Genomic DNA, 14115 nt, shown 5'->3' on the forward strand with positions numbered 1-14115 from the left:
TGTTGGCGATTTCTGTCGTCTGAGTACGGGAAGCACAACAGTACAGTCGTTGAACGGCGACGCTCGCCGGGGCAGACACCCGCCAGCGGCCGCGAGAGGTTTCAGGGCGCAGCGATGAATGGAATATCGTGAGTTCGCCGCAGCAAGGACGTCGCCGTCATTCAACACGTGGCAAGGCCGAGTGTGAGGGTATGACTATGAAGCAGGTAAACGAATCGTTTTCCGCCTTGATGGACAACGAAGGCGATGAGTTCGATCTCCGTCGCGTGCTCAAGCGTGGAGAGGCGACGAATGCCGACGTCTGGCGACGTTACCATCTGGCCCGGAGCATGATGCGTCGCGAACGCGATAGCGTCGTCGACGCGGACATTTCCGGCGACGTGCTGGCGGCGCTACGCGATGAACCCCAGGTCGCGACGCCGGAGCCGGACGCAACGCCGCACAAGCGCCATTCGTTCTCCATGATGGGCGGCGCTGCCGTGGCGGCGGCGGTCTCGCTGATGGTGATTACCGGCGTTCAGGTCTACAACGGACGCTTCGCCGATAACGGCGGGGCCACCGACATCGCCAGTACGCCGTCGAATGACGCGACGCCGAGCTTCGTGACCCCGAATGGCGGTACGGGTGTTCGAGAGGGGCAGAATGGCGTAGTGCCCGCTTCCATGCAGGCGCCGGCCTCTGACGGCATGCCCTTCACTTCGATGGGCAGCGGTAGCGGTTTCATGACCATCGGTGACAGTGTCGGAGGCGCGGCGTACCGGACATCGGGAGACGCGAACGCCGAGACGTCGGTGCGTCCATTCTTCGAACGTCACGCCATGGGCGATGCGTTGCAGAGTGATTCCTCCGGAAGCGAAGACTGGGCGCCGCTACTGCGATCCACCGGCACCTACGCCAGTCAGCTTCATCAGGCGAGTGCGCCGCCGATGCGCTGATCGTCACCGATCTCTGCCAGCCTCCAACGCCGCCGCGTCGAACGACGCGGCGGCGTTTGTGCATTCGATACCGGTCACGTCAGAGAGGCGGGAGTGTGGCTTGCAGCCCGAACACGTGATTTACCGGTGCGGCGCGAGTAAAGAAAATTTACATCCGATTGAACTCCAGCGTTTTTTTCGTATCAATGATGAGGGCGTAACCGGTCGGACCCGACCGGTTACGCTCGGCTCCCTCGGGGTTCATGCCATGATTTCATCCCCTGAAGGTCATTCCCCCTGTAATTTCACGGCTTCATGACGGTTAGGAGTGTTTATGCAACGCATGACGAAATGGTTATCGACCTGGCTTTTGATGGCAGTCACGTTGACTACCCTGCAGACCGCCCAGGCGCGGGATTTGCCCGATTTCACCGAGCTGGTCAAGCAGGCAGCGCCGGGTGTGGTCAATATCGCAACCACGAGTACGGTCAGTGCCGGTGGCGGGTACGGCCAGCAGGAAATTCCCGAGATATTTCGTCGCTTCTTCGGCGATCAGATGCCGCCGATGCCCGGCGCGCCGGGCGGCGACGGCGAGCGCAAATCCCTGGGCTCGGGCTTTGTGATCCGCGCGGATGGCTACGTGCTGACCAACGCGCACGTGGTCAAGGACGCCGACGAGATCATGGTGCGGCTCAACGATCGTCGCGAGCTGCCGGCCACACTGGTCGGTTCCGACCCCCGCACCGACGTCGCGCTGCTGAAAGTCGACGCCAATGACCTGCCGACGCTGAACATCGGCGACTCCGACGATCTCGAAGCCGGTGAGTGGGTGGCGGCGATCGGTTCGCCGTTCGGTTTCGACCACTCGGTGACCGCGGGGATCGTCAGCGCGATCAATCGAACGCTACCGAGCGAGACCTACGTGCCGTTCATCCAGACCGACGTGGCGATCAACCCGGGCAACTCCGGGGGGCCGTTGTTCAACCTCGACGGCGAAGTCGTGGGTATCAACTCGCAGATCTATACCCGCAGCGGTGGTTTCATGGGGCTCTCGTTCGCCGTGCCGATCAGCGTTGCCATGAACGTGGCCGATCAGCTGCGAACCGAGGGTCACGTCAGCCGCGGCTGGCTGGGCGTCGTGATTCAGCCGGTCTCCAAGGATCTTGCCGAATCGTTCGGCCTCGACGATACGCGCGGTGCACTGATCTCGGACGTCAGCAACGATAGCCCGGCGCAGGAAGCCGGACTGCAGGCGGGTGACGTCGTGCTCGAGGCCGGTGGCCAGGCCATCGACGACTCGACCACGCTGCCGCGTCTGGTAGGTCAGGTCTCGCCGGGTGACGATATCGAACTCAAGATACTGCGCGGTGGCAAAACGCAGACCCTCGACGTCACCGTCGGCGAATGGCCGGAAGAGATGACCCCGGACGGCGCGCCGGGCCAGCCCACCTCGGCCGAGCAGGGGCGCCTGGGTATCGCGGTCAGCGATCTCGACGACCAGCAGAAAGAGCAGCTCGAAATCGATAGCGGCGTGCTGGTTCGCCGTGTCGATCCGCGCGGTGCCGCCGCCTCCGCCGGTATTCAGCCGGGAGATGTCATCGTCAGCTTCGATCAGAAGCCGGTGAAAACCGCGGATGAACTCATCGAAGCCGCCAAGCAGGTCGAGGGGCAGCAAGCGGTGCCGGTACGAATTCAGCGTGACGGCAACGCACTCTTCGTCGCGCTTCGCCTGGGGTCCGGCGACTCCTGAACTCGACCGCCGATCGGTAGCGGTTGATACCGAATCCGTCGTGTCTACACCGACCGGCCCGCAGCGATGGGGCCGGTCGGTGTCTTTCGGGAACTCTTCGCCCGCCCTCGCCGGTGTGGCGGTCGGGCCGTCGCTGTCTTTGCCTCGGCCATGTCGGTACAATGCCGCCATTTCGTCATTCTCCCGCGCGACCCGCCGCCACGGCCCGTGTTCGTCTGCGCGTACAAACGATCGGTAAGGATTCAATGGCAGACGCCGCAAGCAACGAACAGCTCAAGTACATCCGGAACTTCTCGATCATCGCGCACGTCGACCACGGCAAGTCCACGCTCGCCGACCGTATCATCCAGGTCTGCGGTGGCTTGACCGAGCGCGAGCTCAAGGAGCAGGTGCTCGACTCGATGGATCTCGAGCGCGAGCGGGGCATTACGATCAAGGCGCAGTCGGTGACGCTGGACTATCAAGCCCAGGACGGCCACACCTACCAGCTCAACTTCATCGATACCCCGGGCCACGTCGACTTCTCCTACGAGGTGTCGCGCTCGCTCTACGCGTGTGAAGGCGCGCTGCTGGTGGTCGACGCAGCGCAGGGCGTCGAGGCGCAGTCCGTTGCCAACTGCTACACCGCCATCGAGCAGAATCTCGAGGTGCTGCCGGTCCTTAACAAGATGGACCTGCCCCAGGCCGACCCGGATCGGGTGGCCCACGAAATCGAGGAGATCATCGGCCTCGACGCGCACGACGCGGTCCAGGTCTCGGCCAAGAGCGGGCTCAACGTCGACCTGCTGCTCGAACGCCTGGTGCGGGACATTCCGCCGCCCCAGGGCGATCGCGACGGCAGCCTGCAGGCGCTGATCATCGACTCCTGGTTCGACAACTACCAGGGCGTGGTCTCGCTGGTACGGCTCTTCGACGGCACGCTGAAGAAGGGCGACAAGATTCACATGAAGTCCACCGGCCGCGACTGGGAAGTCGGCGACATCGGTTTCTTCAACCCCAAGCAGCACTCCACCGGGATGCTGCGAGCGGGCGAAGTGGGCTTCGTGATCGCGGGCATCAAGGACATCCACGGGGCGCCGGTGGGTGACACCATCACCCATGCCAAGACCAAGGACGTCACCCGTCTGCCGGGTTTCCAGAAGGTGAAACCGCAGGTCTATGCCGGTATGTTCCCGGTCAGCTCGGACGAGTACGAAGATTTCCGCGACGCGCTCGAGAAGCTTGCGCTCAACGACGCCTCGCTCGACTACGTGCCGGAAAACTCCGACGCGCTTGGGTTCGGCTTTCGCGTCGGCTGTCTCGGCACGCTGCACATGGAGATCATCCAGGAGCGGCTGGAGCGCGAGTACAACCTCGATCTACTGACCACCGCGCCCACGGTCATCTACGAGCTGCTGATGGACGACGGCGAGCTCGAGTACATCTCCAACCCGTCGAAGCTGCCCGATCTGGCCAACGTCACCGAGATGCGCGAGCCGATCGTGCGCGCCAACATCCTGGTGCCGCAGGAGTACGTGGGTGCCGTCATCAGCGATTGCGTCAATCGCCGGGGTGTCCAGCTCGACATGCAGGTGCTGGGTAACCAGATGCAGCTGGTCTACGAGCTGCCGATGGCGGAAGTGGTGATGGACTTCTTCGATCGTCTGAAGTCGATTTCCAAGGGCTACGCCTCACTGGACTACAGCTTCGAGCGCTTCGAGGCGGCCAAGCTGGTGCGGCTCGACATTCTGATCAACGGCGATCGGGTCGACGCGCTGGCGGTCATCATCCACCGCGATCACGCCCACTCCCGCGGCCGCGTGCTGGTCGAGAAGATGCAGGAACTGATTCCGCGTCAGATGTTCGACGTGGCGATCCAGGCCGCCATCGGCGGGCACGTCGTCGCACGCTCGACGGTCAAGGCACTGCGCAAGAACGTGACTGCCAAGTGCTACGGCGGCGACGCCAGCCGTAAAAAGAAGCTGCTCGAGAAGCAGAAGGCCGGCAAGAAGCGGATGAAACAGGTAGGGCGCGTCGAGATTCCCCAGGACGCGTTCCTCGCCGTTCTCAAAGTGAACGAGTAGGAAGTCGGGTATGAATTTTTCGTTGTTGTTGGTTCTTGCGGTGGCCGTCAGCGGCATCATCTGGCTGCTGGATCGCCTTTTCTGGCGGCGACAACGCCGTGAGCGACAGCGCGAAGCGGCGCGAACCCAAGGGCAGGAGTCCCAGGTCGAGTACAAGGACCCCTGGCCGATCGACTACGCGCGCTCGTTCTTTCCGGTACTGCTGATCGTGCTGGTGGTGAGAAGCTTCATCGTCGAGCCGTTCCAGATTCCGTCGGGATCGATGCGCCCGACGCTCGAGGTGGGTGACTTCATCCTCGTCAACAAGTTCGCCTATGGATTGCGGCTGCCGGTCAGCAACACCGAAATCGCCGAGCTTGGCGAGCCCGAGCGCGGCGACGTCATGGTCTTTCGTTTTCCCAACGACCCCTCGGTGAACTTCATCAAGCGCGTCATCGGGCTGCCGGGCGACCGCATCCGCTACGAGAACAAGCAGCTCTACGTCAACGGCGAGCCGGTGCCCAAGGAAGTGATCGATGCCGACCCGGCCACCGCGCCCGGCGAGGAGGAACTGCTCGAGCAGCTCGGCGACGCCGAGCACAGCATCTACAACACCCCGCAGGCGCCGGGGCCGCAGATGCGCGAAATCGTCGTGCCGGACGATGAGTATTTCATGATGGGCGACAACCGCGACCACTCCAACGATAGCCGCTACTGGGGCTTCGTCCCGGAAAGCGACATCGTCGGCAAGGCTTTCGCGGTCTGGATGCACTGGGATGGCGGGCTGCCTAGCTTCGGTACAGTGCGCCAAATACACTGAAATTCGCCCGGCACCGGCGCGTGCCGGCTCGCCGACCGTCGCGACCTCATGCTTGCGTACCGCCGTTTCGAACGGCATCGGCGCGAGCAAGCGTCGCGACACACAGCACAACGTAAAGTGGGAATGACGTGAGTGATCCTCTGGTAGGTTTCAGTCGACGCATCGGTTACGAGTTTCGTGACCGAACCCGGCTGGAACTGGCGCTGACGCACCGTAGCGTCGGTGGCGGTAACAACGAACGACTCGAATTTCTGGGCGACTCCATCGTCAATTTCGTCATCGGGGAGGCGCTGTTCGAACGCTTCCCGGCGGCGCGCGAGGGTCAGCTCTCGCGGCTTCGCGCCGGTTTGGTCAAGGGCCAGACGCTGGCGGTGGTGGCGCGGGAGTTCGATCTCGGCGAGTGCCTGCGTCTGGGCTCCGGCGAGATGAAAAGCGGCGGTCACCGCCGGGATTCGATCCTCGCGGACGCCCTCGAGGCGGTGATCGGGGCGATCTATCTCGACGCCGGCATGGACGTCGCTCGCAGTCGGGTGCTGGCGTGGTTCGAGACGCGTCTGGAAGCGATCGACCTGCACAACACCCAGAAGGATCCCAAGACACGGTTGCAGGAATTCCTGCAGTCTCGTCAGCAGGCGCTGCCGCGCTACGAGGTCACGCTCGTCGAGGGCGAGGCCCACGCGCAGACGTTCAGCGTCGAGTGCCACGTCGCCATGCTCGGCGACGAGCCCACACTCGGTGAGGGCACCAGTCGCCGGCTCGCCGAACAGCAGGCCGCCGAAGTGGCGCTTGCCCAACTCGAACCCAACAAGAGTCGACGCTAATGACACAGACTTGCGGTTTCGTCGCGATCGTCGGCCGACCCAACGTTGGCAAATCGACCCTCATGAACCGGATCCTCGGGCAGAAGGTCTCCATCACGTCGCGTCGGCCCCAGACCACGCGGCATCAGATCATGGGGATCAAGACCGAGGGCGAGGCGCAGTTCGTCTACGTCGATACCCCGGGGATGCACCAGCAGACCAAGGATCGCAACAAGGCGATCAACCGCTTCATGAACCAGGCGGCCTCCCAGGCTCTGCGGGATGTCGACTGTGTGGTGTTCATCGTCGATCGCACGCGCTGGACCGACGAGGATCAGGTCGTGCTCGACAAGCTGACCCACGTCAAGGCGCCGGTCATTCTGGCGGTGAACAAGGTCGACCGGCTCGAGGACAAGACCACGCTGCTGCCCTGGCTCGAATCGCTGTCGATCCGGCGTGAATTCGCCGCGATACTGCCGCTGTCGGCCAAGCACGGGAGCAACGTGCCGGAGCTCGAAGCGGAGGTGGCTAAGTGTTTGCCGGAGAACGTGCACTACTTCCCGGAAGATCAGATCACCAACAAGAGTCAGCGCTTTCTCGCCGCGGAGCTGGTGCGAGAGAAGGTGATGCGCCAGCTCGGCGATGAACTGCCGTATCAGATGACGGTAGAGATCGAGGAGTTTCGTGACGAAGGGCGTGTCATTCATATCAGTGCACTGATGCTGGTGGAGCGCCAGGGCCAGAAGAAGATTCTGATCGGCGACAAGGGCGATCGCATCAAGAAGATCGGTACCGAGGCGCGTCAGGAGATGGAGCGGGCGTTCGACGCCAAGATCATGCTCAATCTCTGGGTCAAGGTGAAGCGCGGCTGGTCCGACGACGACCGCGCGCTGAGAAGTCTCGGCTACGACCTCGACTAGCCGGACCTCGCCTCGTCCATGCAACCCCAGCCGGCCTATCTGCTGCACAAACGCCCCTACCGCGAGACCAGTGCGCTGGTCGACGTGATCACGCTGGAGCACGGTCACATTCGCGCCGTGGCGCAAGGGGTCCAGCGCGCCGGCAGCAAGTCGCGCAGCAAGCTGCAGCCCTTCGCGCCACTGCATCTCACCTGGGTCGGCGAGAGCGATCTCAAGCGGCTGCGCATGATGGAAACCACCCAGAGCGCCGTCCTGCTGGCCGGAGAGGGGCTGCTCTGCGGGCTCTACGCCAACGAACTCCTGACTCGAGCGCTCCCGGTCGGGCTGCCGGTGAGCGATGTCTTCGCTATCTACGCTTGGGCAGTCGAGCGCCTGACGCGGCCCGCCGAGCGAGGCGGTGCGCTGCGACGTCTCGAGGTGACGCTGCTCGAGGCGCTGGACGCCGACCCCGTCTTCGTCGATGTCGACGATCAGCCGCTCGATCCTGCCGCGCGTTACACGTACTGGCCAACCGAGAGACGCTTCAAACGCCTGGAGGCGCACGACACCTCCAGGCCCGGCTGGGACGGACGTAGTCTCAAGCTACTCGGGCGTGGTGACTGGGATGCGCCGGGGCTTGCCGGGCTGAGCAAGGCGTTGACCCGTGCGGCACTCGCGCCACTGATCGGCCAGCAGCCGCTGCGTTCGCGGGAGCTGATGCAGCGGCTACGCTCGCGCCGCGAGCGTGGTTGAGGCCTGCGCCTTTTCGAATTCATCGCTCCCTGAAGCGCTCTCTTTCCGACCGAACCTCTGCAAGGAGTCTCTCCATGACCGCCACTCGCATTCAGCTCGGCGTCAACATCGATCACGTCGCGACCCTGCGCCAGGCCCGCGGTACCCGCTACCCCGATCCGGTCCAGGCCGCGCTACTGGCGGAAGAGGCCGGTGCCGACAGCATCACGCTGCATCTGCGCGAAGATCGTCGCCACATTCAGCCCCGCGACGTCGAACTCGTCGCTGCCGTGATCAATACTCGCCTGAATCTGGAGATGGCGGTCACCGAGGAGATGATCGCGCTGGCGGAGCGACTCAAGCCCGCCGACGTCTGCCTGGTGCCGGAAAAACGCGAGGAACTGACCACCGAGGGCGGGCTGGATTTGATCGCCGGCGAGCGAATCCTCGGCGAGGCTTGCCAACGCCTTGGCGCAGCGGGCTGTCGGGTATCGCTGTTCATCGACCCGGAGCCTTCGCAGATCGAGAAGGCGCATGCGCTCGGCGCGCCGGTCATCGAACTGCACACCGGGGCCTACGCTGAGGCACAGGGCGAAGCGCAGCGTATCGAACACGCCCGGCTGACCGCGGCTGCCGAGTTCGCCAGCGAACTGGGGCTGGTGGTCAACGCCGGGCACGGTCTGCACTACCACAACGTGGAGTCGATCGCGGCGATCGCCGGCGTCCAGGAGCTCAACATCGGCCACGCCATCGTGGCGCGGGCGCTGTTCGTGGGACTCAAGGAAGCGGTCGCCGAGATGAAGCGGCTGATGATCGCGGGCCAGGAAGCCGGCCTCGTCGCGCAGATCGAATCGTTCGACCACGACCACGACCACGACCACGACTAGAATTTCGCGTCGCGAATCGTCTATCTCACGCTCTCGAGCCTGGAGGCGCGAAGGCAACTGTGCGGGCGAGGGCCTCCTGTAAGGCATCCCACTCGGCGCCGCAAGTGCCAATTCCCTCTCGTGTCAGGCGGCGTTCGAACGCTTCGCCGGCTTCGCTCAACGCCGGTACGCCGCAGTAGCGGCAGCCGCCGTTGAGCTTGTGAATCGCCTCGCTCAGTGCCGCCGTGTTTCGAGCCTGCCAGGCGCGTTCGAGCGAATGGCGATGCGCGGGTAGCTCCTCGAGCAGTCGCGTCATCAGGTCGTCGGCCAGCGCCTGCCGACCACCGGCGAGATGGAGCGCGAGCGCGCGATCGATCACCGGCAAGGCCAGTTCGTCATGATCGCGTTCGTCTGCCTCGAGACCATTCGTATCGTGCGCATCCACGCTGGGTTCATCCGCGGTGGGTTCGTTCCCCACCGTCGCTGGCGCATCGCTCGTCAATCTCGTGTCCGCGGCAGCGTTCGGTCCCGCTTCAGTGAGAGCGGGACTCGGCAGATGCCGCGCGAGCAGCTCGCGTAATCGGTGTTCGTCGAGGGGCTTGTCGATGTGCTCCGCCGGTCGGTGAACCGGGCCCCGGCCAGCACAGTCGTGCTCGAGGTCCGCGCTCATCAGTACGATCGGCACCTGCTGCCAGCGCGCGTCCAATCCCTTGAGCGTTGCGACTTCTTCATCCCCGCAGGCGTCCGGCAGATGGCGGTCCATCAGTACCAGGTCGACGTGCCGCTCACTGGCGATACGCAGCCCGTTGGCGAAGGTGTCGGCGATCAGCGGGCAGGCCCCGACGATGGAGATCATCGCGTCCAGGTAGTGTTGAGAGAGTTCGTCGTCGTCGATGACCAGCACTCGCGGCAGCTCGGTTCTCGCGCGCTGGCGACGCTCGTCGAGCATGCCGGTGAGCGCACGGCCGAATATGTAGCGCGACATGGGCAGACGCTGGACGCGACTGCCGGCGGGCAATCGCCACGCCACGGTTTCGGTCGGCTCCGCATCGACCAGCAGCAGACAGGGCGTGGCGAGCGTATCGAAGCGCCGCTGCCAGCCCGCCGCGGCGTCGGTTTCCAGGTCGTCGCGTTCGATACCCACGACGAGCAGGTCGACGGCCCCGGCGCGAGCGGCGAGCGCGTCGGCATCGCTGATGTGCGACGGCGACCCCGCCCAGCGTTTCAGCGCATGGTCGAGCAGACGTGACAGCCGCGGATGAGGTTGATGGACAGCGACACGCGCGCCATCGAGGTCGAATTCGGCCGGGCGCGCCAGCGGCTCGCAGGCCCGCAAAAAGAAGCTCGCCGTCAACCGCGTCCCTCGCGTCGCGGCGTCGAGGCGCAGCGTGCCGTCCATCGCCACGACCAGATCGCGACAGATCGCCAGGCCACTGGTTTTGCGACGACCGTCGTCGGCCTCGGGCGGGGCGGTGTCGATCTCTGCGGACGACGATGCCACCGCGCGGTTCATGCGTTGGCGCTGCTCGGGCGCAAGCTCGCCGTCATTGTGTACGCTCAGCCGCAGGCGAACGCCACCGGCATCGCGACACTCCAGGCGTACGCAGATCACCACGTCGCCGGCCTGGCCGTACTTGATGGCGTTGTTGATGAGGTTGGTGAGCAACTGGCGGACGCAGACGCTCGCGCCGATCAGCCGCGGAGGTACATCGTCATAGACCAGCGGCAGTAGCGTCATGCGCTTCGACTGCGCCAGGGGCGCCTGCAGACAGGCGACTTCCCAGAGCAGGTCCGCGATATCGAACACGTCGTCTTGCTGGCGGCGGCGGTCGCCGAGCACGTGATCGACCGTCTGCAGTAGGCCCCGCGAAGCGAGATCGATATGCCGCAGCCACTCGCGCTGTCGTGCGTCCAGCGAACTCCCTTCGAGCAGGCGGCAGAATCCCAGCATGCCCGAAAGCGGCGCCCGCAGTTCGTGACTGGCGAAAGCCAGCTTGCGGCCATCGCCCGGGGACATCGCGGTTACCATCGACGCCTCGCGCTTCGATACACGGCTTTGCGTTGCGCGGTTCAAGGCGTTGCTTTGAGACGCCTGGCTGTCTGAAGCGCGGATAGGGCTATGGCTGTTTTCGCCACCGGCACATGGGGCCAGGAGAGCGGCAGCGGAGCGTGCCCGTCGCCTCGCCATCATTCCTAAGGCGAGTAGAACGAGGGCGGCGGCGAGGGCCGCCGCGAATGAAAGCCGCGCCCGCGCCTGTGGCGAGGCCGCGGTGGTGTCGGCGAAGGTGAGGTCGAGCCATAGCGGATCGGACGGAGATCCCAGCGAACCGATCCAGCGCTCGGACGCGAGGCGTTGCCAGCCACTGCGGTTTGCGAGCGTCGGCGGCGGGGCGGTAGCGTCGCCGCTTTGCACTCGGGCGCGACCGTTGGCCTGCCATAGCGTGACGCCGGCCACGCCGCTGCCCGCGGTCAGTCGCTCGATCAGCGCCTGCAGGCGGCGCGTGTCGTCACTGTCGGCGGCGTCTTGCAGCGAAGGCAGCATCCAGTGAACGACGCCATCCAGGCGTTGATGAGTGTGATGTCGCTCGACGCCTTGCAGCTCGAACCAGTGCCAGCCGAGTGCCATGAGCAGTGCGACGCCGGCGCCTAGCGTCAATCGGGACAAAACGTGGGATGACATGGCGATTCAGAGTAGCCGTGGCAGCAGGGAATTCCCGCTAGCGTACCATTCACATCCCGTGACAAAACGCGGGGTTCGACGTTTCGCCCGGCATGCGAGACGTTTCCCGTCGTACCTGTCGATGCCGGGTGACGTTCTCGCGCTGTCATGCCCCTGCCGAGCTTCGATATACTGTCGCCATTCACTGCACCGTCGATCTTCATCGATGCTTCCGGCAACCGCCCTCGGCGCGCCGCGAAGCGTCGCGACACCGTCTCTAGGATACCCGCCATGGCTTTTCCCACGCTCGCGCAAACCGTCGGCAACACGCCACTGGTCCGCCTCGCCCGAATTTCGGCGGGGCGTGACAACACGCTGCTCGCCAAGCTCGAAGGGAACAATCCTGCCGGCTCGGTGAAGGACCGTCCGGCGCTGTCGATGCTGCGGGAAGCCGAAGCGCGCGGCGATATCGTCGCCGGCGATACGTTGATCGAGGCGACCTCCGGCAATACCGGGATCGCGCTCGCCATGGCCGCGGCGGTCATGGGCTATCGCATGATCCTGATCATGCCGGACAACGCCTCCAGCGAACGCAAGCAGGCGATGGCCGCCTATGGGGCGACGCTCATCGGCGTCAGCAAGGAGGCGGGTATGGAGGGCGCCCGCGATCTCGCCGATGAGATGATCGCTCGCGGCGAAGGCAAGCCGCTCAACCAGTTCGCCAATCCCGACAACCCGCTGGCGCACTATCGTTCCACCGGGCCCGAACTCTGGGAGCAGACGGCCGGTCGAATCACCCACTTCGTCAGCTCCATGGGAACCACGGGGACGATCATGGGCACCTCGCGCTATCTCAAGGAGCGCAACCCGTCGATCGAGATCGTCGGTCTCCAGCCGTCGGACGGCGCCAGTATCGCCGGCATTCGGCGCTGGCCGGAGGCCTACCGGCCGAGCATCTACGAGTCCACACGGGTGGATCGGTTGCTCGATATCGAACAGGCGGAGGCGGAAGAGAACATGCGCCGGCTGGCGCGCGAGGAGGGCATCCTTGGCGGAGTCTCCTCCGGCGGGGCGCTGGCCGGGGCGTTGAGAGTCGCCGAGCAGGTGGACAACGCGGTCATCGTCTTCATCGTCTGCGATCGTGGCGATCGCTATCTTTCCACCGGCCTCTACGCGCCGGACGCCTGATCATGGCGATGCTGGGAAAGAAACGCACCCCCGTCGCCAAACGCGAGCGGGCCGGCGCGCCATCGCCGACGCCGAACGCCGACGAGGCCTTGATCGTCGAGCGCCTCGCCCACGATGGGCGTGGCGTCGCGCGCCACGCCGAGGGCAAGACCGTATTCGTCGATCGCGCGCTGACGGGCGAGCGAGTCGAGGTCGCGATTCATCGTCAGCGACGCCGCTTCGACGAGGCGCATGTGCGAAAGCGACTCACCGACGCCCCGACGCGGGTCGTACCCCCGTGTGAGTACTTCGAGCGCTGCGGCGGCTGCGACCTGCAGCATCTGGCGGTCGCGGCGCAGCGCGATCACAAGCGTGGCGTGCTCGCCGAGCTGCTGTCACAGCACGCGATCACGCGATTCGCCGACGGCGGCGAACTCGTCGATGACATCGACGTGATTGCGGGGAGCGATAGCGGCTACCGGCGGCGGGCGCGGCTTGGCGTCAAGCGCGATGCCAGCGGCACGATCCGCTTCGGCTTTCGCGCCCGGGGCAGCGAGCAGCTCGTCGACATCGCACACTGCTACGTGCTCGCCCCTGAACTCGCGGCACTGCTGCCGGCGCTACGTCGGCAGCTCGAATCGCTCTCGGTCGCGCGCCACGTCGGCCACCTCGAACTGCTACTGGCCGACGACGGGCAGGCGGTCGTGGTGGTTCGCCAACTGCGCGATATCGTCGAGGACACCGAGCGCTGGCGCGAGTTTGCGTCGCGCGCGTCGGTATCGGTGGCGCTGCTCAAGGGGCGCGAGAGCCGTACCCTGGAATGGCTGGTCCCGCCGCCGGCGTTGAGCGTGAGCGTCGAGAGCCGAACGGGGACGGTGTCGCTGGCCGTCGAGCCGGGGGATTTCCTGCAGGTCAATGCCGAGGTCAATCAACGCCTGATCGACACCGCCCGCCAGTGGCTCGACCTGTCAGGGAAGGAGCGGCTGCTCGATCTCTTCGCCGGCATCGGCAACTTCTCGCTCGCGCTGGCGGGCGACGTCGAGTCCGTAACCGCGGTCGAGGGTAGCGCGGCGATGGTCGCGCGGCTGCGTGACAACGCCGCGCGTAACGCGCGTGCCAACGTCACCGCGCGCCAGGCCGATCTGGCCGTACCCGGGGAGGCGCTCGTCGACGCGCTGGCCGAACACGATACGGTGCTGCTCGACCCGCCGCGAGACGGCGCCGACGCAGTCTGCCGGGCGCTCGCGGCGAGCTCGGTCGAGCGGGTGCTCTATGTTTCCTGCCACGCCGCGGCGCTGGCCCGCGATCTCGCCACCCTCTGCACGGCCGGATTCCGACTCGAGCGCCTGGCGATGGCGGACATGTTCGCGCACACCGCGCATCTCGAGGCGGTGGCGCTGCTCACGCGGCCGGCCGGCAAGCCACGGTCCGCCACCGACTCTTCCGATCGTCAGAGGGCGCGTTAG

General features: G+C 65.2%; 11 protein-coding genes. 10 read left to right on the plus strand and 1 reads right to left on the minus strand.

Features of this window, described 5'->3' with window-relative positions; genetic code table 11:
• Window positions 1-197 precede the first annotated feature (197 nt).
• From DOM33_RS00895 to pdxJ, 8 genes are all read left to right on the plus strand, one after another.
• Complete coding sequence (locus DOM33_RS00895) at window positions 198-935, plus strand: sigma-E factor negative regulatory protein (protein ID WP_162617848.1); 738 nt, start codon at window positions 198-200, stop codon at window positions 933-935.
• A 313-nt stretch (window positions 936-1248) separates the two neighbouring features.
• Window positions 1249-2664, plus strand: a complete 1416-nt coding sequence (locus tag DOM33_RS00900; RefSeq protein ID WP_110664983.1) for a DegQ family serine endoprotease — start codon at window positions 1249-1251, stop codon at window positions 2662-2664.
• Between the two features lie 245 nt (window positions 2665-2909).
• On the plus strand, window positions 2910-4727 hold the full coding sequence (lepA, locus tag DOM33_RS00905; protein ID WP_110664985.1) for a translation elongation factor 4: 1818 nt from the start codon (window positions 2910-2912) through the stop codon (window positions 4725-4727).
• Window positions 4728-4737: 10 nt separating this feature from the next.
• Window positions 4738-5526, plus strand: coding sequence for a signal peptidase I (lepB, locus tag DOM33_RS00910; protein ID WP_110664987.1), 789 nt, complete (start codon window positions 4738-4740; stop codon window positions 5524-5526).
• Window positions 5527-5666: 140 nt separating this feature from the next.
• On the plus strand, window positions 5667-6347 hold the full coding sequence (gene rnc / locus DOM33_RS00915) for a ribonuclease III (RefSeq protein WP_420820183.1): 681 nt from the start codon (window positions 5667-5669) through the stop codon (window positions 6345-6347).
• Window positions 6347-7246, plus strand: a complete 900-nt coding sequence (gene era, locus DOM33_RS00920; RefSeq protein WP_110664990.1) for a GTPase Era — start codon at window positions 6347-6349, stop codon at window positions 7244-7246. The genes rnc and era overlap by 1 nt, the downstream gene beginning before the upstream one ends.
• A gap of 18 nt (window positions 7247-7264) precedes the next feature.
• Window positions 7265-7978, plus strand: coding sequence for a DNA repair protein RecO (recO, locus tag DOM33_RS00925; RefSeq protein ID WP_110664992.1), 714 nt, complete (start codon window positions 7265-7267; stop codon window positions 7976-7978).
• Window positions 7979-8052: 74 nt separating this feature from the next.
• Window positions 8053-8844 (plus strand): pyridoxine 5'-phosphate synthase, encoded by a 792-nt coding sequence (gene pdxJ / locus DOM33_RS00930; RefSeq protein WP_110664994.1) that lies wholly within the window; start codon window positions 8053-8055, stop codon window positions 8842-8844.
• A 25-nt stretch (window positions 8845-8869) separates the two neighbouring features.
• Here pdxJ and DOM33_RS00935 read toward each other — a convergent pair whose 3' ends face one another.
• Entirely contained in the window at window positions 8870-11503 is a 2634-nt protein-coding gene (locus DOM33_RS00935; protein WP_110664995.1) for an ATP-binding protein, read from the minus strand.
• A 270-nt stretch (window positions 11504-11773) separates the two neighbouring features.
• Here DOM33_RS00935 and cysM point away from each other — a divergent pair, with 270 nt between their 5' ends.
• Together cysM and DOM33_RS00945 are read left to right on the plus strand one after the other, a co-directional pair.
• Window positions 11774-12670 (plus strand): cysteine synthase CysM, encoded by an 897-nt coding sequence (cysM, locus tag DOM33_RS00940; protein WP_110664997.1) that lies wholly within the window; start codon window positions 11774-11776, stop codon window positions 12668-12670.
• 2 nt (window positions 12671-12672) lie between these two features.
• Window positions 12673-14115 carry a TRAM domain-containing protein gene (locus DOM33_RS00945; protein WP_110664999.1) on the plus strand — a complete coding sequence of 481 codons (1443 nt, stop codon included), beginning with the start codon at window positions 12673-12675 and terminating at the stop codon, window positions 14113-14115.

This window comes from Salinicola halophilus, assembly GCF_003206155.1.
GTDB lineage: Bacteria > Pseudomonadota > Gammaproteobacteria > Pseudomonadales > Halomonadaceae > Salinicola > Salinicola halophilus.

Bases quoted from the DNA above. Each gene is read 5' to 3' on its own strand.
- DOM33_RS00895 (WP_162617848.1), top strand. From the start codon at position 198: ATGAAGCAGGTAAACGAATCGTTTTCCGCCTTGATGGACAACGAAGGC.
- DOM33_RS00900 (WP_110664983.1), top strand. From the start codon at position 1,249: ATGCAACGCATGACGAAATGGTTATCGACCTGGCTTTTGATGGCAGTC.
- lepA (WP_110664985.1), top strand. From the start codon at position 2,910: ATGGCAGACGCCGCAAGCAACGAACAGCTCAAGTACATCCGGAACTTC.
- lepB (WP_110664987.1), top strand. From the start codon at position 4,738: ATGAATTTTTCGTTGTTGTTGGTTCTTGCGGTGGCCGTCAGCGGCATC.
- era (WP_110664990.1), top strand. From the start codon at position 6,347: ATGACACAGACTTGCGGTTTCGTCGCGATCGTCGGCCGACCCAACGTT.
- recO (WP_110664992.1), top strand. From the start codon at position 7,265: ATGCAACCCCAGCCGGCCTATCTGCTGCACAAACGCCCCTACCGCGAG.
- pdxJ (WP_110664994.1), top strand. From the start codon at position 8,053: ATGACCGCCACTCGCATTCAGCTCGGCGTCAACATCGATCACGTCGCG.
- DOM33_RS00935 (WP_110664995.1), bottom strand. From the start codon at position 11,503: ATGTCATCCCACGTTTTGTCCCGATTGACGCTAGGCGCCGGCGTCGCA.
- cysM (WP_110664997.1), top strand. From the start codon at position 11,774: ATGGCTTTTCCCACGCTCGCGCAAACCGTCGGCAACACGCCACTGGTC.
- DOM33_RS00945 (WP_110664999.1), top strand. From the start codon at position 12,673: ATGGCGATGCTGGGAAAGAAACGCACCCCCGTCGCCAAACGCGAGCGG.